Source organism: Duganella sp. HH101 (assembly GCF_001758795.1).
Lineage (GTDB): Bacteria > Pseudomonadota > Gammaproteobacteria > Burkholderiales > Burkholderiaceae_D > Rugamonas > Rugamonas rivuli.
This window is the reverse complement of record NZ_LRON01000008.1, coordinates 159,473-182,495: the sequence shown is the minus strand read 5'-3', so window position 1 is coordinate 182,495 and position 23,023 is coordinate 159,473. Positions and strand designations below refer to the sequence as shown.

At 63.6% G+C, this 23,023-nt stretch carries 17 protein-coding genes; 4 read left to right on the top strand and 13 right to left on the bottom strand.

Annotation, left to right across the window (positions count from 1 at the left end; genetic code table 11):
• Positions 1-50: 50 nt before the first annotated feature.
• From DUGA2_RS15085 to DUGA2_RS15055, 8 genes are all read right to left on the bottom strand, one after another.
• Entirely contained in the window at positions 51-1,943 is a 1,893-nt protein-coding gene (locus tag DUGA2_RS15085; protein WP_141753285.1) for a hypothetical protein, read from the bottom strand.
• Positions 1,944-2,023: 80 nt separating this feature from the next.
• Entirely contained in the window at positions 2,024-4,240 is a 2,217-nt protein-coding gene (locus DUGA2_RS15080) for a sodium-translocating pyrophosphatase (protein ID WP_070270074.1), read from the bottom strand.
• 180 nt (positions 4,241-4,420) lie between these two features.
• On the bottom strand, positions 4,421-5,077 hold the full coding sequence (gene adk / locus DUGA2_RS15075) for an adenylate kinase (protein ID WP_070270072.1): 657 nt from the start codon (positions 5,075-5,077) through the stop codon (positions 4,421-4,423).
• A 216-nt stretch (positions 5,078-5,293) separates the two neighbouring features.
• Positions 5,294-6,040, bottom strand: a complete 747-nt coding sequence (kdsB, locus tag DUGA2_RS15070; RefSeq protein WP_070270070.1) for a 3-deoxy-manno-octulosonate cytidylyltransferase — start codon at positions 6,038-6,040, stop codon at positions 5,294-5,296.
• Positions 6,041-6,043: 3 nt separating this feature from the next.
• Positions 6,044-6,220, bottom strand: a complete 177-nt coding sequence (locus tag DUGA2_RS32680) for a Trm112 family protein (RefSeq protein WP_008446346.1) — start codon at positions 6,218-6,220, stop codon at positions 6,044-6,046.
• On the bottom strand, positions 6,201-7,256 hold the full coding sequence (lpxK, locus tag DUGA2_RS15065) for a tetraacyldisaccharide 4'-kinase (RefSeq protein ID WP_070270069.1): 1,056 nt from the start codon (positions 7,254-7,256) through the stop codon (positions 6,201-6,203). Before lpxK ends, DUGA2_RS32680 begins: the two co-directional genes overlap by 20 nt.
• Positions 7,257-7,267: 11 nt before the next feature.
• Complete coding sequence (locus DUGA2_RS15060) at positions 7,268-7,705, bottom strand: biopolymer transporter ExbD (protein WP_070270067.1); 438 nt, start codon at positions 7,703-7,705, stop codon at positions 7,268-7,270.
• A 9-nt stretch (positions 7,706-7,714) separates the two neighbouring features.
• Entirely contained in the window at positions 7,715-8,320 is a 606-nt protein-coding gene (locus tag DUGA2_RS15055) for a MotA/TolQ/ExbB proton channel family protein (RefSeq protein WP_008446341.1), read from the bottom strand.
• Positions 8,321-9,679: 1,359 nt separating this feature from the next.
• Here DUGA2_RS15055 and xseA point away from each other — a divergent pair.
• A complete protein-coding gene (gene xseA / locus DUGA2_RS15050; protein ID WP_070270066.1) occupies positions 9,680-11,050 on the top strand; it encodes an exodeoxyribonuclease VII large subunit in 1,371 nt (456 codons plus the stop codon).
• Here xseA and DUGA2_RS15045 read toward each other — a convergent pair.
• A complete protein-coding gene (locus DUGA2_RS15045) occupies positions 11,031-12,215 on the bottom strand; it encodes a serine hydrolase (protein WP_141753284.1) in 1,185 nt (394 codons plus the stop codon). The genes xseA and DUGA2_RS15045 overlap by 20 nt on opposite strands.
• Positions 12,216-12,296: 81 nt before the next feature.
• Here DUGA2_RS15045 and DUGA2_RS15040 point away from each other — a divergent pair, with 81 nt between their 5' ends.
• Together DUGA2_RS15040 and DUGA2_RS15035 are read left to right on the top strand one after the other, a co-directional pair.
• Positions 12,297-13,934 carry a hypothetical protein gene (locus DUGA2_RS15040; protein WP_070270062.1) on the top strand — a complete coding sequence of 546 codons (1,638 nt, stop codon included), beginning with the start codon at positions 12,297-12,299 and terminating at the stop codon, positions 13,932-13,934.
• Complete coding sequence (locus DUGA2_RS15035) at positions 13,931-14,494, top strand: CPBP family intramembrane glutamic endopeptidase (protein ID WP_083296335.1); 564 nt, start codon at positions 13,931-13,933, stop codon at positions 14,492-14,494. Before DUGA2_RS15040 ends, DUGA2_RS15035 begins: the two co-directional genes overlap by 4 nt.
• A 24-nt stretch (positions 14,495-14,518) precedes the next feature.
• Here the strand turns inward: DUGA2_RS15035 and DUGA2_RS15030 are convergent, their stop codons facing one another.
• The 3 genes from DUGA2_RS15030 to DUGA2_RS15020 form a co-directional block, all read right to left on the bottom strand.
• The gene (locus tag DUGA2_RS15030) at positions 14,519-16,765 is read right to left on the bottom strand and encodes a beta-glucosidase (RefSeq protein WP_070270059.1); all 2,247 of its coding nucleotides are present in this window, start codon (positions 16,763-16,765) and stop codon (positions 14,519-14,521) included.
• A gap of 58 nt (positions 16,766-16,823) precedes the next feature.
• Complete coding sequence (locus DUGA2_RS15025; RefSeq protein WP_070270259.1) at positions 16,824-19,475, bottom strand: TonB-dependent receptor; 2,652 nt, start codon at positions 19,473-19,475, stop codon at positions 16,824-16,826.
• Between the two features lie 115 nt (positions 19,476-19,590).
• Positions 19,591-20,817, bottom strand: a complete 1,227-nt coding sequence (locus DUGA2_RS15020) for an RICIN domain-containing protein (protein WP_070270057.1) — start codon at positions 20,815-20,817, stop codon at positions 19,591-19,593.
• Positions 20,818-21,118: 301 nt separating this feature from the next.
• On the opposite strand from DUGA2_RS15020, the gene DUGA2_RS15015 reads away from it, so the two are divergent.
• Positions 21,119-21,985, top strand: coding sequence for a GyrI-like domain-containing protein (locus DUGA2_RS15015; protein WP_070270055.1), 867 nt, complete (start codon positions 21,119-21,121; stop codon positions 21,983-21,985).
• Here the strand turns inward: DUGA2_RS15015 and DUGA2_RS15010 are convergent, their stop codons facing one another.
• Positions 21,986-22,978, bottom strand: a complete 993-nt coding sequence (locus tag DUGA2_RS15010; protein WP_070270053.1) for a glucokinase — start codon at positions 22,976-22,978, stop codon at positions 21,986-21,988.
• Positions 22,979-23,023: the final 45 nt, after the last annotated feature.

Below are 23,023 nucleotides of genomic sequence, written 5' to 3'. Positions count from 1 at the left end.
TTAATAGCAGGTCTAGCACCGGAGGGAAGCGAATGAAACAATTAGTAACCTTAGTCAGGCAAGCGGATGCGGAAATATATCAGTTTCATTTGGTCCTTTTTTTGATCTCCAAAGCACTTGTCCGCGTTGTAACCCTTCGGCCTAGGCTGCGTCTGCCCATTGACCACTACCGGAGGATCGAATTCGGTCGCGCAGGCATTCAGGTAGCCATCGACCGAGCCGCTGCGCGCGGTTCCGCCGCGCGGGCTGGCCAAGTACAATGCCCGCCCCCCGGTGGCGGCGGCGTAGGCCATCTGCTCCCAGCCCCGGTCGAACGAGGCAAAACTGTTGGTCAAATCGGCGGCCAGGGAGAGAGAGAAAGCGGGCGCACCAGCGGCATCGGTGCCCTCGGTCAGCCGAAAGACCTTGAGGACCGTTGACTTCCATATCGAACTCCAGATCAGGTAGAGGTTTTTGTGGGCATCTTCCACGATGTGCCCGCTTCCGCTAGACAGGTCCTGCAGCCGTCCCCGGTAGATGCCATGCCCCGTCACAGGATCGGTGACTGACAAATCAAAGTAGTTCTGGCTCAAAGACGAATTGCCATCCGTCGTACGTTTCAGCGCAATGGAAAACGCCCGTCCCTTGGTGTCCACGTAGGCGTCTATTTGCTGCAACTCCGGCGCCACCGTCGCCGTTGGCTTGTCGTTTACGCCGAGCGGCTCCATTACATCCCATGTGCGCCCGCTGGGGAAGACAAATCCCTTCACGCCATTAAACACATAGCTATTGCCAGTGTAACGGGGATACCCGGCAATCTCCTTCGTCAGGTCCAGCTGCGACGAGGTGAAAAACAGCGAATTCGCCACGCCAGGGAAAATATAGTCGTACACCGACCGTTCACCGATGCGTTTGGAATCAAACGTTGCCACCGCAAAGGTCGGCTCTCCCAGCGTCTCCGCCGTACAGTTGTATTGCGTATAGGTATCGCCAGTGTCTCGCCCCTCCCACGACGCCTTCAAGCATATTTGTCCATTTTCCCCTATGCCGGCGTTGCCGTAGTGTCGTTGGCTGCGCGTCAGCTGGCTCCAGTTGCCGGGGATCGCCTGCATCGTGAAAGACGGCTCCACTCCGATCGCAGGTTTTCCTTCAGGATGGGCAATGACATATACCTTGCCGGTTATCGGCGACAGTAACAAGTGCGCCTCATCCAGGCTCGGGCCAGATGCCACCGCCTCCCATGTGCCGGATGCCTGCGTCCGTTTCCGCAATTGCCAGCCTTCCTGCACACCGCCCTCGCCTGTCAGCACCAGGTTCAGCATGTACACGGTACCGTCGGCGGTAGTCGCGACACGCGACATATGGCCGCCCCAGTCATTGTTGGGCGACCAGGGTTTGACGTTTGGCGCAGTTTGCGCACCTTGCTGCAGGCCATCCGACGTGACCAGCTCAAATCGTTCCAGTGTCGGCACCGTCACGCGAGTGTAGGTGTGCGTCAGTTTTGGCGTGGTGTGAGATGTGGAGCCTTCCTGAATGTCGAACACCAGATCGTCCGCCTGTGCAGCGGAAACGTCGGCGCCGATGCTGCTGCGCTTGATCATCAATCGGACCCGTCCATTGGCTGCCGAATATCCGGCGATGCGGCCATTGTTGGTGTCGTCAACCTGCCACTTCCAGTCGGTCTTGCCCACGCCTGAATATTTAAACAGCACGCCGTTTTCAACCATGAACTCACTGCCGATGTCGCCCTTCGTGTAGCCCTTGGTGGCATTCCTGTCGGTGTCGATAAACACTCGAACAAAGTTGGGCGCGCCGGTGTAGTCGAACTCGTAGTACACATAGGTACCGTCATTGCTCGTTTTCGGATTGGAGATCAACAGTCCCGTATCGGCGCTGGCGGCGCCGGCGGTCAACAGCAGGGACGACAGCAGGACAGCCTGGCGCGCAGGCAGCATTTTATTCATGGAGGTGGTCTCGGGAAAGTAAAAAAAGAAAGGCCCAAGGCAGACGACGCATCGTCTTGCCTTGGGCGAAATAGTATCTTTTATTTAACTTGAGGGGAAGCGGAATCCGGTGCGGAGGCAGGCGCTGGGGCCATGGTCGAGTCCACCGGCGGAGGCGGCGCCACGGCAGGCGCCATCATCATCGCAGGCGGCGCCATCGTCGAGGTCGCGGGCGCGGCCAGCGGCGCCGGGGCGGCGACGCTCACCGCCAGCCAGCCCGAGGCAGGCAACAGCGGCACCAGCAGCAAGGCCACGATGTTGATGATCTTGATCAGCGGGTTGACCGCCGGACCCGCCGTATCCTTGTACGGATCGCCCACGGTGTCCCCGGTGACGGCCGCCTTGTGCGCGTCCGAACCCTTGCCGCCGAAGTGGCCGTCTTCGATGTATTTCTTGGCGTTGTCCCAGGCGCCGCCGCCGGTGGTCATCGAGATCGCCACGAACAGGCCGGTGACGATGGTCCCCATCAGCATGCCGCCCAGCGCGGCCGCACCCAGCAGCATGCCGACCACAATCGGCACCACCACCGGCAGCAGCGAAGGAATGATCATTTCCTTGATCGCCGACGCGGTCAGCATGTCGACCGCCTTGTCGTACTCCGGCTTGCCGGTGCCGTCCATGATGCCCTTGATGTCGCGGAACTGGCGGCGCACTTCCACCACCACGGCGCCGGCGGCGCGGCCCACGGCCTCCATCGCCATCGCGCCGAACAGGTAGGGTATCAGGCCGCCGATGATCAGGCCGACGATCACCATCGGATTCGACAGGTCGAAGGTGATGCTCTTGCCGGTCGATTCCAGCGCGTGCGTGTAGTCGGCGAACAGCACCAGCGCGGCCAGGCCGGCCGAACCGATCGCATAGCCCTTGGTGACGGCCTTGGTGGTGTTGCCCACCGCGTCCAGCGGATCGGTAATCGCGCGCACCGATTCCGGCATGCCCGACATTTCGGCGATGCCGCCGGCGTTGTCGGTGATCGGGCCGTAGGCGTCCAGCGCCACGATGATGCCGGCCATCGACAGCATCGCGGTGGCCGCGATCGCCACGCCGTACAGCTGGCCCAGCTGGTACGACACCAGGATCGCCGCGCACACCGCCAGCACCGGATAGGCAGTGGACTTCATCGACACGCCCAGGCCGGCGATGATGTTGGTGCCGTGGCCGGTGGTCGAAGCCTCGGCGATATGCTTGACCGGCGCGAAATCGGTGCCGGTGTAGTACTCGGTGATGTAGACCATCAGCCCGGTCAGCACGATGCCGACCACGGTGCAGCCCATCATCTTCATGCGCATGGCTTCATCGGGCCAGATCTGCCACGTCACCACGGCGAAGCCGATCAGCGACAGGCCGGCCGCCCACCACAGGCCGGTGTACAGCGCCGACATGATTTTCTTGCCCGGCTTGGCCTTGACCATCGAGCAGCCGATGATGGAAGCGATGATGGACACCGCGCCCAGCAGCAGCGGGTAGATGATGGCCGACGTCGGCGCGGAGGTGATCAGCAAGGCGCCCAGCAGCATGGTGGCGATCAGCGTCACCACATAGGTTTCGAACAGGTCGGCCGCCATGCCGGCGCAATCGCCGACGTTGTCGCCGACGTTATCGGCGATCACCGCCGGGTTGCGCGGGTCGTCCTCGGGGATGCCCGCCTCCACCTTGCCCACCAGGTCGGCGCCGACGTCCGCGCCCTTGGTGAAGATGCCCCCGCCCAGACGGGCGAAGATCGAAATCAGCGACGCGCCGAAGGCCAGGCCGATCAGCGGCTTGATCACATCGTGCGGATTGAGCGGCGGATTCGGCGCACCCGGCGCCATCGCGACCAGGAACAGATAGAACAGCACCACGCCCAGCAGGCCCAGGCCGACCACCAGCATGCCGGTGATCGCGCCGCCCTTGAAGGCGACGTCGAGCGCCTCGTTCATGCCCTTGGTGGCCGCCTGAGCGGTGCGCACGTTGGCGCGCACGGAGACGTTCATGCCGATGAAGCCGCAGGCGCCGGACAGCACCGCGCCGATCAGGAAGCCGATCGCGGTGTGCATATCGAGTAAGACAGCGATGAGGATGAGCAGCACCACGCCGACGATGCCGATGGTGCGATACTGGCGCGCCAGGTAGGCGGCGGCGCCCTGCTGGATGGCCAGTGCGATTTCCTGCATGCGGGCGTTGCCCGCGTCCTGTCGCAAAATCCAGCTACGAGACCATAAACCGTAAATCACGGCGATCACGCCGCACGCAACTGCAAACCAAAGACTAGCTGCCATAGTGTCCCCTTATTTTTATTGATCGAGCCTACAAACCCACACTTCAGAAAACCAACGCCCGCCGGGTAGGCAAGCGCAGCCAACTAAACCTGCGAACTGCAACACTTCATAAAACGGGATGGCATCCAGCCGATTTTGGGCGCAAAAAAAGCGGACACTCGGTCCGCTCTACTTTACCGCTTATTTCGCCAGCGCGGCAAACGCGCTGTCGCGAATTTGCTCGACGGGGCCGACGCCTTCGATGCGGCGGTATTTCGGCGCACCAGGCTGGCCCGATTGTGCCCAGGTATTGTAGTAACCCAGCAGCACTTCGGTCTGGTTGTGATAAACGTCCAGTCGCTTCTTGACGGTCGCTGCCTTGTCGTCGTCACGCTGCACCAGGTCTTCACCGGTGACATCGTCCTTGCCTTCGACTTTAGGCGGATTGAATTTGACGTGGTACACGCGGCCCGAACCCGGGTGGCAACGGCGGCCATCCATGCGCTCGATGATCGATTCGTCCGGCACGGCGATTTCCAGCACGTAGTCGACCTTGACGCCGCTGTCCTTCATCGCGTCGGCCTGGGCCACGGTGCGTGGGAAGCCGTCGAACAGGTAGCCGTTGGCACAATCCGGCTGGGCCAGGCGGTCCTTGACCAGGCCGATGATGATGTCATCCGATACCAAACCACCCTCATCCATCACCTTCTTGGCGGCCAGGCCTAATTCCGAACCCGCCTTGATCGCCGCGCGCAGCATGTCGCCGGTGGAGATTTGCGGGATGTTATATTTTTCTTTGATGAAATTAGCCTGGGTGCCCTTGCCTGCACCTGGTGCTCCTAAAAGAATAAGACGCATGAAAAATTCCTAAAACAGATATGGATGTGGGTTAGTTAGTATTGGATCGTACGAAACTTACCACAAAACTTCGTCTCAACGCCAATTTGTGACGGTTTGAACCGTTCTTAGCTGGCGAAACCGGGGTACGGCCCGATATTCCGTATGAATATCGCACCATTGTCTTCGTTATATCAGTTGTAACTGACTGCTGGCTGACGCATCCTTTGACACAGATCAATAGAACTGCCGGACGCGGGCCAGGTCTTCCGGCGTATCCACCCCGGCCGCAGGCGCAGAGTCGGTCACATGGACCGCGATGGGATAGCCGTGCCAGAGCACGCGCAGCTGTTCCAGTGCCTCAATGGCTTCCAGCGGCGACACTTCCAGCGCCGGGTAGGCTTGCAGGAAGTCGTTGCGGTAGGCGTACAGTCCGATGTGACGGAGCGGCACGTAAGCGGCAGGCAGCGCGTCCTTGGACTGCGCAAAGGCGTCGCGATGCCAGGGTATGGTCGCGCGCGAAAAATAGAGGGCCCGGCCGGTCTTGTCCAGCACCACCTTGACCACGTTGGGGTTGAAGGCGTCGGCGGCGTCGTGCAGCGGGTGGGCGCAGGTGGACATCGGCACCTCGGCGCTGATGCGCGAGGCGGCCGCCTGCAGCAGTTCCGGGTCGATCAGCGGCTCGTCGCCCTGCAGATTGACGACGACGGCGTCGGCCGGCAGGTTCAGCGCGCGCGCCACTTCGGCGATGCGGTCGGTGCCGGACGGATGGTCGGCGCGGGTCATGCACACTTCCACGCCATGCTGTACGCAGGCGGCGCGGATGTCTTCATGGTCGGTGGCGACGATGACGCGGGCGGCACCGGCCAGCTGCGCGCGCTCGGCCACGCGCACCACCATGGGCTTGCCGCCCAGGTCGGCCAGGGGCTTGTTCGGCAGCCGGGTCGAGGCCAGGCGGGCCGGAATGATGGCGACGAAGGACACTGCTTATTCCGCCTTGTCCTGCAGCGTGCGCGCCTCGTCGGCCCACATGATGGGGATGCCGTCGCGGATAGGATAGGCCAGGCGATCGCCCTTGCAAATCATTTCCTGGGCTTTTTTATCGTACTCCAGGGGGCCTTTGCAGACCGGGCATACCAGGATATCAAGCAAACGAGCGTCCACGACATTTCTCCACAATTTGGTCGGCCAGCGCGCCATCGATGCGCGCCGTCACCGGGACGACCCATAGTCGCGGGTCGTCTCTGAGTTCTTCAATTTGCGCACATTTTACTGCATCCTTCTCGGTCATCAAGATCAGGTCCGCATCGAGCGCGGCAAACGGGCGGTCCTGGAAGTCGTGATGGTCGGGCAAGGGCAGCTCGGCGATGCCCAGGCCGGCGGCCTTGAGCATGCCGAAAAAGCGCGACGGGTTGCCGATGCCGGCCGCCGCCGCCAGGCGCAGGCCGGTGCCGGCCAGGCTGGCGAGCGTGCGGCGCTGCGAGCGGTCGATCAGCTGCTCGGCGTACTGGCCCTCCAGCGTCATCTGGATAGCCCGGCCGCCGACGTTGCGCACCAGTTCCTCGGTCAGCAGCGGCGCATTGATGACGGTGAAGTCGCGCCGGCGCGAGACCGGCTCCCGCAGCGGGCCGGCCGGCAGCAGCCAGCCGTTGCCGGCACCGCGGCCGTCGAACAGGATGATTTCCACGTCGCGCTGCAAGGCGTAGTGCTGCAGGCCGTCGTCGGTCAGCAGGATGTCCACATCGGGATGCGCGGCCAGCAGCGCGCGGCCGGTGGCGGCACGGTCGCGCCCCACCATCACCGGGCAGCCGGTTCTTTGCTTGATTAAAAGCGGTTCGTCGCCGACCTGCGCCGGCGTGGATGCGGCGCCCACCTCGCGCCCGTGCACGCCGTCGCTGCCATGTCCACGCGAGATCACGCCCGGCTTCATGCCGGCCGCTTGCAGCGCCTGCACCAGCCAGATGGTCAGCGGCGTCTTGCCGGTGCCGCCGATGTAGATATTGCCCACCACGACCACCGGCACCGGCAGCCGCGAGGACGTCAGCACGCCGGCTCGGAACAGCGCGGCCCGCACGCCGCTGAGCGCGCGGAACAGCAGCGACACCGGCCACAAGGCACAGGCGAGCGGCCCGCGCCGCAGCCAGTTACGCGTCAGCGTGGTTTCCAGCGCCGACGATTTGGAGGGAGAAGATGTGGTCACGCGTAGGGCAATTACTTGGTCGTGCCACTGGTCTGCGCGGCGAAGGTCAGCTTGTCGTAGCCTGCGATGCGCGCCGCTTCCATCACGTTGATCACCATCTGGTGCATCGCGAACTGGTCGGCATTGACGATCACCACCGGCGACTTGCCGGCCATGCCGCCCTTGTCGGCCGCACTCTTCATGGCCTGCGCAAAGCCGGCGACATCATGGAAGGACACCGGCTCGCCATTGATCGTGTAGTTGCCCTTGGCATCGACCGTCACGTTCAGTTCGAACGGTTTGTCGGCCGCCTTCTGCGCATCGGCGGTCGGCAGCGTGATCTGCAGCTCGGTGAACTTGCTGTAGGTGGTCGTCACCATCAGGAAGATCAGGATCACCAGCAGCACGTCGATGAACGGGATCAGGTTGATATGCGGATCTTCGCGGCTTTGTCCCTTGCGGAAATTCATGGCCCGTCCTTACTTGCGCTTGCAGTGGACCAGGTCGACGAACTTCACCGCCTGCTGCTCCATCTCGATGACGAAGCTGTTGACCAGCGCGCGGAAGTGGCGGTAGAACACCATGGTCGGCATCGCGATGGCGATACCAAAGCCGGTGTTGTACAGCGCCACCGAAATGCCATGCGCCAGCTGGGTAGGATTGGCGCCGGTGCCGGTCTGCGAACCGAAAATCTCGATCATGCCGACCACGGTGCCGAACAGGCCCATCAAGGTAGCCAATTCGGCGATGGTGCCCAGCGTGGTCAGGAAGCGTTCCAGCATGTGGGCCACGCCACTGCCGGCCTCTTCGATGGATTCCTTCATCACTTCGCGCGGCGAATCGATATTGCGCAGCGCGGCCGACAGCACCACGCCCAGCGGCGAACTCTTCTCCAGCTTGTCGATCACATCGGGCGTGATATTGCCGCTGCGGTAGACCTGCACCACCTCGTCCAGCAATTTTTTAGGCAGGATCTTGCTGCGGCGCAGATACAGCAAGCGCTCGATGATCAGCGCGGTCGCGACGATCGATGCAACCAGCAACAACCAGATAGGCCAACCGGCGGCTTGTAATATGGCGAGCAAAAGGAACTCCTGTCTAGATAAACACCCGAAGGCGCAATGTATCTTGTTGGGCCGTCCTCGGCAAGTGGTGGATGGCAGCCGGAGCGCCGCCTCACAGCAGTCATCGTACGACCATGTGGAGTTCTGCACATTTTCTGTGGACAATTGTGTGCGCAATGCCTACCAAGCCAACTCAAGCCATTGATTTTAAAGAAGATAATCTCAAAGCTCAAAAATGACGCAGTTTGAACAGCCGGGCCCGCTTTTTGCCCAGCAAAAGTTGTGCCCAGTTATGCCCATATTCTGTTGATAAGATTGTGAGCAAGGCATACGATGACCTTCCAAGTCCTTGATTTCAATCGATATTCTTTCCATGCGTAAAAATCTGGCATATCGGCTTATCCGCGCCCTAAGCCTTGTCGTTACGATAATTCCAGCCACCAAAAGTGGCCAAGTCGCGGGCCATGTGGAGTTCTGCACAAAAAATGTGGATAAGATTGTTAGCAAGGAGCTACACTGTATACAAAGTCATTGATTTATAAGGATATTTTTTCCATGCGTAAAAAAAGCGCAGGGAAAATCGCCAAAATCGCCCTCGCCCGGCACCGGTATGGGTGTGGACTTCTGCACACTTAATGTGGATAAGATTGTTAGCAACGCCTCCCACATAGTGAAAGATCGTTGATTTATAAGGGATTTTTTGCCGTGAGTAAAAACCGTGCAGACCATCCCTTTTAACCGGTTTTCCCAGTGAAACCCGGGTTTTCCACCGCAACAGCCGAGTCCGCTACCGATAAGATCCGTCTATCGTGGAAAAGCAGGCACTTCTGCACATTTTGTGTGGATAAGATTGTTAGCAAGGCCTACCGACATGTTCAAAGTCATTGATTTATATGGCTTTTATTACCCTGCGCAAAAATGAAGCAGGCGGTTTTTTATCCCCATCCCCACCGGCCGAGTGCGGAGACGACCTCGACACCCTCATTCACCGAAAAGTGCGGCCTGGGCGCAAGTCCAAAGTTTTGCACATCTTCTGTGGATAAAAGTGTGCGCAATACCCTGGCCCAACACTTAAGTCATTGATTTGTCACAATATACTTTCTCTGCGTAAATTTTGAGCATGATAAAATCAACAAGAAGAAAATAGCTATCGCTCACAAAAGTTTCACACATCTTTTGTGGATAACTTTGTGCGTAACTGCCGGTGGCTAAGGCAAAGTACTTGATCCATAAGGGTTTTTCCTCGTTGCACGCAAATACGGCAGAAATGTTTACCCTTTAAAATCATATACCTACCTATAATACTTACCGCTTTAGATGCTCTGTGACCGCTGTGTTACCAAACTCACAAAGTGTGGATAGTTTCCATTTTTGAAATTTATGAACTTCGACGACCACCACGAACCCGCCCCCGCCGCAGCCCCCGTCATCACCGTCAGCGCGCTCAACCAGGCGGTGGCGCGGCTGCTGGAGCGCAGCTTCCCGCTCACGTGGATCTCCGGCGAGATCTCCAACTTCACGCGGGCCAGTTCCGGCCACTGGTATTTCACGCTGAAGGACGACGCGGCCCAGGTGCGCGCGGTGATGTTCCGCGGCCGTGCCCAATACGCCGGCTTCGTGCCGCGCGAGGGCGACCGCGTTGAAGTGCGGGCGCTGGTCACGCTGTACGGCGCGCGCGGCGACTACCAGATCAATGTGGAGGCGATACGCCGGGCCGGCGTCGGCTCGCTGTTCGAAGCCTTCCAACGCCTGAAGGAGAAGCTCGACGCGGCCGGCCTGTTCCACCCGGAGCGCAAGCGCGCCTTGCCGCTGTTCCCGCGCACCGTGGGCATCGTCACCAGCCCGCAGGCGGCGGCGCTGCGCGACGTGCTCACCGCGCTCAAGCGCCGCGCCCCGCATGTGCATGTCGTGCTGTATCCGACGCCGGTGCAGGGCCAGGGCGCGGGCGAGAAGATCGCCGCCGCCATCGACACCGCCTCGCTGCGCAACGACTGCGACGTGCTGATCGTCTGCCGGGGCGGCGGCAGCATCGAAGACCTGTGGTCCTTCAACGACGAGGACGTGGCCTACGCGGTGGCCAACTGCCGCATGCCGGTGATCTCCGGCGTCGGCCACGAGACCGACTTCACCATCTGCGACTTCGCCGCCGACCTGCGCGCCGCCACGCCGACCGCCGCCGCCGAACTGGCCGTCACGCCGCGCGCGGACTGGATGGCCTCCCTGCGCGCCGACGCGATCGACCTGCGGCGCGCGATGCGGCGCAGCGTGGGCGAAGCATCGCAGACATTGGATAACTACACGCGCCGCCTGCTCAGCCCCGGCGCGCAGATCAAGCAGCAGCGCCTCAAGCTGCTGGCGCTGTCGACCGCGATGACGCACGCGAACCGCGCGCCGCTGTCGCAGGCGCGCTTTCAATTGGACCGTTTGAGCGGCCGCCTCGGCGCGCGCAAGCCCGATGTGACGGCGGCGCGTTCGAGGCTGTCGGATTTCCAGCACCGCGCGACGATGAGCGTGTCCACGCAACTGGCGCAGCGGCGCGACGCGCTGGCGGCGCTGTCCTCGCAACTGGAGCTGCTCAATCCCCAGCGCACGCTGGAGCGCGGCTATGCCATCGTCACCGACGACCAGGGGGCCATCGTCCGCGCGCCGGCGCAGCTGAAGGCGCACAGTACACTGAACCTGCGCCTGGCCGAAGGCAGCGCGGCCGTCGGCGTGGAGTCGGTGCAGCCGCTCACTCGCAGCCAGGACTGAGCACAGGCTGCGCGTGCCGATCCGGTGGGCGCAGATCCGGACGGTCGTAGGGGATATACCCCATCCAGTACCACGGCAGGCAGGTCCCGCCGAACAGGCGCTCGACCGCAGGCAGGAACATGCGGTCCGCGTTAGAGCTATTGCTTAGCATGACGACGCCGCTCTGCGTGCGCAGGAAGCCGAGCGCGAAATTATTGGTGCCGTCGTCATTGCCCTCCTTGAAGAACGCCGGCCCCAGCGGCGAGTTGTACAACACCCAGCCCAGGCCCGCAGCCAGGCCGATGCCGCGATAAGCAGCCGTCTCCCCCGGCCAGTGCGACGGAAACTGCCGCGGCGAGACGATCGCCAGCTGCGGCGAGAACATCTCCTCACGCGCCTTTGCCGACAAGCCCTCCCCGCGCAGCACGCCGGCCATGAAGCTGGCGTAGTCGTCGAGCGTGGTGTCCATCGATCCCGCCGCCCGCGCGCGGCTGCGGTGCTGATGGGCGATGACCGTGCCGTCGCCGCCGTAGTGCACGGTCTCGCGCCCGGAAAAATCGTCACGCCAGACCATGCTGGTATTGCGCATGCCGAAGCGTTCGAACACGCGCTGCCGCATCAGCGTTTGCAGCGGCGTGCCGGTGCGCTCCTCAACCACAAGTTGCAGGATCTGCAGCCCCTCGCCCGAATACACATAGCGGCTGCCCGGCGGGTACTTGAAATCGAGCTTGCGGTTGTCGTTAATGAAGCGCCAGTTCAGCAGGCCGCTGGTGTGGGACAGCAGCATGCGCGGCGTGAGCAGGCGCCAGCGCGGATCGTCGCCCAGATCGGCGTAGCCCGGATAGTCGGGCAGCGGCTTGCTCAACAACGATGGCAACGGCGCGTCGAGCGCCAGCACCTGCTCGTCGACCAGCTGCATCACCATGTAGGCAAACGCCGCCTTCGTCAATGAAGCGCCATACATGATGGTGTCGGTGCGCAGCGGCCGCGCCGCGGCGACATCGGCGTGGCCGTAGGCGTGGCGATACACCACCTGGCCGTGATCGATGACGGCCAGCGCCAGGCCTGGCACCAGGGCGGCGTCCATCAGGCGGCGCACGTCGGCGTCCACGCCCGGCCCACGCTGCGGCACGGCGGCGCAACCCGCGCACAGCGCGGCAAGAACAATCAACGCACGAATCTTCATGCGTCGATTGTAAGTCGGCGGCGCTTGTGCAGAGGTTGTATTTATGATACTTTTGCGCGCTTACTCCAGCACCTGCCTGACATGAAAATTTCGCGTACCTGGCCACACCTGATCGTCGCAGCGCTGCTGCCGATCGCCGCCCACTCGGCAAACGTCGACGTGGATATCAAACTGGTTTCCGCCGATGCGCTGGAGGTGAGCTTCGCGCTGCCTGAGCATTGCACCGCCCTCGCCTTCCTCAAGGACGGGCGAGGCGGCCAGGAGATCCGCGCCGCATGGCAGAAGCAAAACGATTGCGCCACCGCCGAAGGCGACCTGCTGAAAAGCGCCGGCGCCTGCACCGCGCGCTTCCGCGTGCCGGCGACGATGCAGAAGATCAGCGGCTATCCCGGCTCCTTCCCCGCCCCGGGCGGCATGTACGTCCACAGCTCCAACTACGCGCTGGCCGACAGCTGCGGGCCGGTGCGCTACCGCTTCCTCGCCGCCGATGTCGTCATGAACGGCCAGCGCTACCACGACACGGCCACGCCGCCCGCGACCAGCGGCGGCGACACGTCGGCGATGCTGATGCTGACGCCGCAAACCAGCACCACGCTGGACTACTTCGATCCGCGCCTGTCGGCGGCGACCGTCGCGCAGATACGCGAAGTGGCCGACGGCACGATCGCCTTCCTGAGCAAGGAGCTGCCGCTGGCGGTGTTCACCCGCCCGGTGATCGCCGCCATCAGCGCCAGCGAACCTGGCGGCCCCAATGTCGGCGGCGACGCGAGCAACATCCTGCGCCTTGCCCTGTTCAACTGGCCGCAGGCGGCGGGACCGGAAGATCAAGCCAAGCTGACGCTGCTGGTCTCGCACGAATTCAGCCACCGCTTCCAGCTGCGCGACGCGGTCGATGTCTATCCCGATGCGCGCCTGATCAACGAAGGCGGCGGCGAGTTCCTGCGCTGGCTGACATCGGTGCGGCGGGGTTGGCTCAGCCATCAGCAGGCGGCGGCACAACTGGACACGGCGCTGGCCGAGTGTGTGCTCTACACCGAGGGCAAAAGCTGGCGCGCGCTGACGCCGCGCCAGATCGGCAGCCAGCGGCTCGAATATTTGTGCGGCCTGCCGGCCTATGTCTACGCCCTGGCCGCGCGCCAGGGGCCAGGCACCGCGCTGGCGCGCTTCGACCGCTTCTACCATCTGCTGCGCCAGGGCCAGGTACCCGATTTCGCGCAGGCGCTGGAATGCGGCGATACGGCGGCCTGCAAGCCGCAAGTGCTGCCGGCGCTGCTGTCTTCCGGTCCGACGATGGAACAGCAATGGAATGAAGTGCTGCCCAAGACCGGCCTGGCGACGCTGCGTCCGCCCAGCCAGGCCTTGCGCGACCGGATGGTGCTGCGCGCCGTGGTCAAGCTGATGGTCGACGACTGCGCCGGCCGCAGCGGCACCACCGAGACGCCGGAAGGCATCATCCTCGACGGCATGAAGGTGTGCAAATCCATCCACCAGGACAGCTACGCGACCAGCATCGAAGGCCATCCGGTATTCGGCGACGCCGCCACCGGGCCTGCCATGAAAGCGGCCTGCCTGGCGCGGCATGAGGTGACGCTGGGCCTGAAGGATGGCGGCAAGCTCGCCATCCCCTGCCAGACGCCGTACGAGATGCGCGAAGCCTTCTACGCTGTCGACATCGAGAAGACACTGGCCCGGCTGTTGAGCGAACAAGGCAAGCCATGAAAAGAGTCGGCGTCGGCAGGCAGCTTGCGGTGTGCGCCGCGATGTCCTGTCTGGCGCTGATCGTCATCGCCTTTTTGCACAAGCCGCCGTATGCCGCTTCGCTGCTGGCGGGCCTGCCGCTGCACTACCAGATGGGCATAGGACTTGGATTCGGCTGCTGTTACTGGGCCGCTTCGCAGATCGGCTACCGGTTCGCGGCCAATTCGGAGTCGACCAGAAGCACCATCGAAAGCTACAGCCGCTTGAATCTCGATGGCTGGAATCCGCTCTGGATATCGCTGGCGGCCTGCTTCGGCGAGGAGCTGCTGTTTCGGGGTGCGCTTCAACCGCTGATCGGCATCTGGATCACATCCGCGCTCTTCGTGCTCGCCCACACCAAGGCTTACCGCTTCAATGGGCTGAACAAACGCGTTGCCATCCAGGCTGCCGGAATCTTTACGGTCAGCGTCATTTTCGGCTTCGTCGCCGAGTACATCGGGCTGGTCGCCGCGATGCTGATCCACGCGCTGACGGACGTCGTCGGCCTGTACACGATCAAAACAGCCGCTCGGCGCGGCTGAATTGAAAGTGAAAGAACTCGCGCCTTACGGCTTGAACATTCTCGCCTGCAGTGCGACGCTGATGCTGGCCGCCTGCGCATCCGCCGCGCTATGCGCCAACATCACCTGGTAGCGCCCCTTGGCAACACGCCAGCTGCGCGAGCGGCTGTCGTACATCGCCAGCAGTCGCGGATCGACCGTCACGCTGACTTCGCGGCTCTCGCCAGGCGCCAGCTCAACCTTGTCCCAGCCGGCCAGGCGCTTGGGCGCCTCCCACTTCGCGCCCAACGGCGCCACGTACAACTGCGGCACGTCCTTGCCCTTGACCGCGCCGGTATTAGTCACCTTGAAGCGCAGTTGCAGCTTGCCGTCCTTCTGGCTCGCTGCCAGGCCCGAATATGCGAACTGCGTGTACGACAGGCCGTGGCCGAACGGGAACAAAGGCTTCAATCCCTTCAAGTCGAACCACTTGTAGCCAACCGCCGCTCCTTCGTGATAATCGACGGTGAAGCGCTTGCCCTCGTTCTTCGGATCGCCATCGAGCACCGGCCGTGGCAGCTGCGCTTCCGACGCCGGGAAGGTCGCCGGCAAACGCCCGGACGGATTGACCTCGCCGAACAGCACGCGGGCGATGGCCTCGCCGCCGCTGCTGCCCGCATACCACGCCTGCAGTACGGCGGCGCTCTGCCCCAGCCAAGGCATCAGCACCGGGCCGGAAGTTTCCAGCACCACCACCGTCCGTGGATTGGCCTTGGCAACGGCTGCGATCAAGCCATCCTGGTTGTCCGGCAGCGACAGCGAGACCGCGTCGAGCGCCTCGCCCACCCACTGCTGCGCGAACAGCACCACTACGTCGGCATCGGCCGCCGCACGGGCGGCAGCGTCGGCATCGCGCCCGTCGTGATAGACCACGCTGGCGCCTGGCGCGCGCGCCTGGATCGCCTTCAACGGCGACGAAGCGTGATAGACCACCGGACCGGGCCAGGTGGTCGGCGCGATGCCCGTCACGGCGCTGCCGCCGACCGGATACACCACGGACGAACCACCACCTGCCAGCACACCCACATCCGCATGCGCGCCGATCACAACGATCTTCTTCACGCCTGCCCTCAGCGGCAGCACGCCGCCCGCATTCTTCAGCAGCACCATGCCCTGCTCGGCATCGGTGCGGCTGACCAGGCCATGCGCCGCATAGTCGATCGCTCCGCCCTCGGCCACCGGATGATCGACCACGCCTTTTTCAAACATGGTGCGCAGGATGCGGAACACCATGTTATCCAGGCGCGCCTGCGGCACGTGGCCGTTGGCGACCGCCTCCTCCAGCGCGGGACCGAAGTACTGGCTCTTGTCGAACTCCCAGGCCGACTCCTGATCCAGCCCGCTGTTGGCGGATGCCACGGTGCTGTGCACCGCGCCCCAGTCGGACATCACGTAACCCTTGTAACCCCAATCCTGCTTCAGCACCTGGTTGAGCAGGTAGCCGCTCTCGCAGGCATAAGCGCCGTTCACGCGGTTGTAAGAGCACATGACGGAGCCGGGATCTGCCTGCTCCAGCACCAGCTGGAAGGCCAGCAGATCGGACATGCGGTTGGCGGCATCGTCGATGCGGCTGTCGAGAATGAAACGGCCGGTCTCCTGGTTGTTGACGGCGAAGTGCTTCATCGTCGCGATCACATGGTTGGACTGGATGCCCCGCACCTGCTGCGCCACCATGACGCCCGCCAGCAAAGGATCCTCGCCGGCGTACTCGAAATTGCGGCCGTTGCGCGGTTCGCGCAACAGGTTCACGCCGCCGGCCAGCATGACGTTGAAGCCGGACGCGCGCGCCTCGGCGCCTATCATCACACCGCCGCTGTAGGCCAGCGCACGGTCCCAGGTGGCGGCGGTGGCCAGGCCGGACGGCAGCGAGGTGCGCTCGCGCGGCGTCTTGCCGGGCTGGCTGGCGACACCGAGGCCGGCGTCGGTTTCAAACAAGGCCGGCAGCCCCAGTCGCGGCACGCCGGCGATATAGCCCGCCGACAAAGGCAGCGCGGCCGGATTGCGTTTCTTGTCGCCGAAGTCGGAGCCGAACCAGCCCATGACCCAGCCCAGTTTTTCCTGCTGCGTCATGGCTTGCAGCGCGAGCCGGGCGCGCTGGTCCGCGCCCAGCGAGGTATCCATCCACGGACGAGCGGCCGCTTCCTGCGCGTGGGCCGGCAAGGCGGAGGAAGCGACCAGCACGGTGGCGCCGGCCAGCGCCGCAGCCACCGCCAGCGCGATCGCCAGCGGACGAAGAGTCGATGCAGAATTCAAAGTGTCTCCTTATGTAGCATGCGAACGGCGGCGTCCGCAGACGCCGCCGTGCACCGCTTTAGTAGTTGATGCCGGCCCGCACGCCGACGGTGCGCGGTTCGATATAGCCGGCCTGCATCTGGCCGCCCGTCGCCGCGCCGCCCCAGGTTTTGGCCCAGGTATCGGTCACGTTGCGCACATAGCCTTCCACATACCACTTGTCTTCAGGGCTGGTCAGCTTGAGCGAGACGTCGCCCTTGGCATAGCCCTTCTGCGACAGGCCGATATGCGGATCGTCGAAGTTCAGCAGGTCGAAGTAGATCTTGCTCTGGTAGCGCATGCCGCCCCAGGCCACCAGCTTGTAGCCGCTGTCGAGCACAAAGTCCTGCGACATGTTCAGGCCGAAGGTGTACTTCGGCGCATTCGGCAGCGTGTTGCCTTCGAGGTTGCGCGCGCGGCGGCCGCGCAGGCGCGCTTCCGGTCCGCTATACACCTCGGGGCATTTCGACACCGAGTTGAACTCGACCCGCTCGGCGCACAAGTAGCTGTCGTTGTAGGAATCGTAGTCGTGGATGGTCGGCTTGATGTAGCTGGCGAAGCCGCCCACCTTCGCGCCGCTCCACGGCTTGTAGTCCCACTCGATTTCCAGGCCGGGGATGTTGACCTTGGCCACGTTGACCGTCTGCCAGCCATGCTGGATGTCGCAGGCAGGATCGGTGGTGCATGGGCTCTTCGGTATCACCTGGGCGAAGAAGTTATCGCCGGTGATCTGCATGTCCTTGTAGCGCTGGACGAAGGCCACCACCGACAGGCCCAGGCGGTTCTGCAGCAGCTTGGCCTTGTAGCCCAGCTCGAAGTTGATGACGGTCTCCGGTCCGTACGGCGTGTACGAAATGTTCGGCGACGGGCCGTTGACGCATTTCATGCCGCCACACAGGTCGTGCTTGTCGCCGAAGCCGCCCGACTTGTAGCCGGTCGACACCGAACCATAGGCCATCTCCTGGGCGTTGATCTGCTTGTTCAGGCCGACACGCCAGGTGAACTTGCGCCAGCTGTCGGCGTGGTCGTTGGGGGTCGGCGTGCCGAAGCCCAGCAAGGCTTGCGGACCGTTGTTCGGCCCCATCGCCGTCGTCAGGTCGTTGCCGTTGTGCGGACGCCAGCCCGGCGAGCCCGGCACGCCGGGATTGATCAGGCCGAGGTAGTAGGCGTTCGGGTAGTTGCCGCCCCAGCTGTCGCCGCCGTAGTTCAGGCCCCCCACGTCGGTCTTGCTGTCGCGGCTGAAGCGGCCGCCGACCGTGCCGGTCCACGTCGGCGCGAAGGTCCAGTCGGCCTGCGCGAAGGCGGCCTTGGCGTCGATCTCACGGTCCGGCTGCGCGTAGTACTGCGCGATCGGCGCACCGTAAGGACCATAGACCATGTTCTCCTGCGAGAAGTTGATCTGGTTTTTCTCGTGCATCCAGAACAGGCCCGCCACGTATTTGAAGGCGCCGAAGCTCTGCTTCAACTGCAGCTCGTTGACGGTGGACTTGTAGCGCGAATCATGGGTGCGGGTGGCACTGTCCTTGTACGGCCAGGTGCCCCAGTTGCCGCCGGAGCCCAGCGGCAAGCTCACTTCCGTCTGGAACGGCAGCGGATGGAAGCCGTTGTCGTCGTCGTGCACCTGGCTGCGCTGCTGGTCGGCCCAGGCGAAGCCGTAATCCAAAGTCGTGTTGCCGTTGACGTTCCAGGTGGCTTGCGAGCGCACGGTGTCGATCGTCATGTCGGTCTTGCCGGGCACGTTGATCAGCACATCCCACTGCCCGCGCGTGCAGGCGTAGCGCGTGCCGGCGCCCTGGTCGCAATCGCGCACGTTGACGTAGCCGGCGCCGTTGTTCTGGAATTTCTCCGCCGTCAGCAGCCACTCCACGTCGCGGCCGAACTTCATGCGCGCGGCCAGGCGGCCTGCCCATTCGTCCTGGTTGTTGTAGGCGTGGGCCGCGTCGACCTTGCTGTTGTAGCGCTGGTCGACCAAAGGCGTCCCTGGAGGGAACACGGCGCCGAAGCCCTTGTCGCTGTAGCCGGTGAAGTCCTGCAGCTGGTTCAGGCGGCTGTCCTTCTTGACCTTCATGAAGGTGGCGCGCAGGGCCAGCCCATCGTTGACGGCGATATTCTGGATCATGTTCAGCTGCTTCATGTGCAGGCTGCCCATCTCGTACGAGCTGCTGCCGTAGGTGCTGCCGAATTCAGGCTTGGCGGGAATGATGTTGATGCTGCCGGCGGTGGAGTTACGGCCGAACAGCGTGCCCTGCGGGCCGCGCAGCACTTCCACCTGCTCCAGGTCGAACATCAGCGCCTGCGCGCCCTGCGGACGCGGCGAGTACAGGCCCGCCACGTGCAGGCCGGCCGACGGGTCGCCGATCTCGGTGAAGTTGGTGGCGCTGATGCCGCGGATGGTGATCTGCACCGCCGAGTCGTTAGCCTCGGTCATCTGCACGTTGGGCAGTTCGCCGGAGATGCCCTTGAGCGTGGTGATGCCCTGGCGCGTAAGCTTGTCCTGCGTGAAGGCCGTCACGGCCAGCGGGGTTTTCAGCAGCGAAGTGGCGTAGCGCGTGGCTGTCACCTTCACTTCCGGGATGCCGTCCTTGTCGACGTCGGTGCCGACCACTTTAGGCGCGGCCTCGGCGCCGTCCGCCGCCGCTGCATAGGCGTGGTGTGCCGCCAGGTTGAAGGCGCCGGCTATGGCCAGGCTCATGATGGTTTTCTTGGTCATCGCGTGCAAAATATGTCTCCTGTTTTTATAGGTGTAAAAAAACCGGCCCCCGCGTCGGGGCCGGCAACTTCGCGGCGGGCGAAGCGATGAACTTGTTTTACTGGGCGATCAGCTTGAAGGATTGCGCCGGCGTGCCATTGCAGTCGTAGACCTGCAGCTGCACGCCGTTGGAGGTGGAAGCGGCCGGCACGTCGAGGCACTTGCCGCTGCCGCGGCCGACGAACTTGTAGTAGCCGTCGCCCAGGTCCACCGCCTGCCATTGCTGGTTGCTGCCGCCGCCGTAGGTCCACAGCTGGACCAGCGAGCCGTTGGCCGTGCCCCAGCCCGCGACATCCCAGGCCAGCCCCGGCGCCTGCTGGGTGCTGACGCGGTAGTTGCCGCTGTCGGTGGGCGTGAACTTCCACTGCTGGTTGGCCGCGCCCCGGCTGTCGCACGCCCATTGATGGACCACGGCGCCGTTACTGGTCGAGAAATCGGCGTCGTCGACGCAGGAGCCGCTGTTCTTGTTGACGACGCTGTACCACTTGTTCGGATCGATCCCCTTGACCGGATCGGTGTGGAACTGCACGTCGAAATCGCCGCTGGCGAAGCCGGCGCCGTTGCGCCAGAGTTCGGTGCCCGCTTCCACGTCCAGCAGGTACCAGTTGTTGTCGACCGCCTTGCGCCCGACCGAGTCGCGGAAGAACGGCACCAGGTCGAAGTTGACGGCGTTGACCGGCGAGGTGGCGACGTAGGAGACGATGTTCCAGCGCGGCCAGCCGGACGGGTTGTTCCAGGCGGTCCACACATCCCAGTTCATGCCGTTGATGTTGACGTTGGCGGTCTTGCTGCCGGCCGGTTGCACCGAGCCGCTGTGGTTAATCCAGATCATGATCTCGGCGCCGTCGGGCTGGCCGCTGGGCGGCGCCTCCCGGCCGGACGAGAACCAGATGTCATAGGCGATGTCCCAGTCGCCGCCGGCGCCGGGCGTGACGCGCCAGCGCGTCGGTGCGTAGGTGATGGCCTTGGCCTGCAATGGCAGGCCGCTGTCCTTGGTGCACGAGGCCCAGTGGCAGCCCTTGTAGATGGCGGGATAGGCGGCCGGCGTGCTGTCCGGCGACGACGGCGCACTGCTCACGCTCCACTCGCCGTTGTCCTGGTTGACGTTGACGCATTGCGAACCGCTGGCCTTGTCGTTCCAGAAGTTGGTAATGACGGTATAGGTCCCGCCCTTCACCGGGTAGGACGCGTAGCGATCGCAGGTGGATGCGGCCAGGCTGGGTGCGCTGTAGGCCAGCAGGATGGCGGCGGCCAGCGCCAGTTTGGGTGCTGTGGTTGTTGTCATTGCTTAGTCTCCGTATTGGTTTTGTAAGAGATCTCCCTCCGTGCAGTGCCAAGCGACAACATTGCACGTAGGTAAAGCATAGTCAGATTGAAACCCGTCCGCCCGTTCAAACTTGCGCAGCGGCCCGGCCAAAATTGCTCAGCATTGGTGTCCCCTCAGCGCCCCTCAGTATCTTTTCAGCCACAGCAGATGTAACGGCAGTGGTCTTGCATGAAATATATGCTTTATGATGGAAACGTTTCACTTGTCTTTTTTTATTAACATCTTTTATTATTTGTCAACAAGCAGCACGGAGCACGTCATGCATATGCCATCCCCCACGTCCCGGCCGCTGGAGTACCGGCTCAATCACGTCCTGGACTACATCGATGCGCATCTGGGCCAGAACCTCAATCTCGATTGCCTGGCCGCACTCGCCCATTTATCGCGCTACCATTTCCTGCGCCGTTTCCAGCAGTGGAGCGCCGAGGCGCCGCATGCCTACGTGCGCCGGCGCCGGCTGGAGACCGGCGCCTCGCAGCTGCTGTACTCGTCCGACTCCATCGCCGCCGTCGCGCAGAACTGCGGTTTCGACACCGCCGACGGCTTCGCCCGCGCCTTCCGCCAGTACTTCGGCCTGTCGCCGTCGCGCTGGCGCGACCGGCAGCGCGACATGGCGGCCGCCAGCAGCGCGGGGCCGGTGGCGGGCCAGCACGGGCCGGTGCGGGTGATCCAGCTGCCAACGGCGCGGGTGGCCTACACGCGGCACTTCGGCCCCTACGATATGGACAGCGCCGCGCAATGGCGGCAGCTCGATATCTGGTGCTGCCAGCACGGCCTGCCGCCGTCGGCGCGCTTCGGCATGGGCCTGGACGATCCCGATATCACGGCGCCGGAGAAGTGCCGATACGACGTCTGCGTGGAACTGCCGGAGAGTTTCGTGGCGCCGGCCGGCATGCCGGTCAAGACCATCGCCGGCGGCATGCATGCGGTGCTGAGGTTTATCGGCCCGCGCGTGCTGAGCAAGGATGCGTGGCACCGGCTGCTGCGCGACGGCGTGCTGTATGGCCGCTACAAGGTGGCGGCGCGGCCCTGCTTCGAACGCTATCCGGCGAACCAGCGCCAGGCCTGCATCGAGGCCCAGGATTGCGAGTTGTGCCTGCCGCTGGAGCCGCAGATGGCGCTGTGACTAGCCCGCCGACAGCATGGCCGACATGCCGATCAGCGTCGGATATTGTTCGGTGATGACGAAGGTGGGGATGTGCGACAGGTAGTCCGAGAAGCGGCCCTTCTGCTCGAAGCGCGCGCGGAAGCCCGAGCGTTCGAAGAACTCGCTCATCTGCGGCACGATGCGGCCGCCGATGTAGATGCCGCCCTTGGCGCCCAGGGTCAGCGCGACGTTGCCGGCCACGGTGCCCAGCATTTCGCAGAAGGCGTCCAGCGTCTCTTCGCACACGGGACACAGGCGGTGCAGGCCGCGCTCCATGATCTGCGACGTGGACAGGTTCTGCGGCTCGATGCGCGCGCGTTCGGCCAGCGCGCGGTACACCAGCACGATGCCGATGCCCGACACCAGCCGCTCGCTCGACACATGCTCGTGGTGGCGCCGCGCGTAGCGCAGGATATCGATCTCGCGTTCGTTCATCGGCGCGAAGGTGCTGTGCCCTCCCTCGCTGTCGATGGCGATCCAGCGGTCGCCGGCCGGCACCAGGCCGGACACGCCCAGCCCCGCGTCCGCGCCCACCAGGCCGATGGTGGCGCCGCTGCGCGCCACGCCGCCGCCGATCTGGCGCTTGTGGTCCGGCGCCAGGTAGGGCAAGGCGCTGGCCAGCGCGGTGAAGTCGTTCACCACCACCAGCGATTTCAAACTGAATTGCGAGCACACGGCCTCGATCGAGAACGACCAGTGGTGGTTGGTCATCGTCACCCAGTCGCCGTCGATGGGGTTGGCGATGGCGATGCCGGCGAAGCGCGCCTGGTAGCCGCCGGCCGTCACCGTGGCCGGCTGCGACAGGTAGGCCACCAGCGCCGCGCCCAGCGTCGGATAGGCCGCGCACTCCGTCACCCAGATCGCCTCGATCTGGTTGGGGGCCGTCTCCAGGCCGAAGCTGGCGCTGGTGCCGCCGATGTCGGCCAGCAGGCGCGGGCCGTTTGCGAGGTGCGAAAAAGATTCGCGTTTCATGGTCTCTTCCTTGTTATTACCGGCGGCTTGATTATATGTCACGTC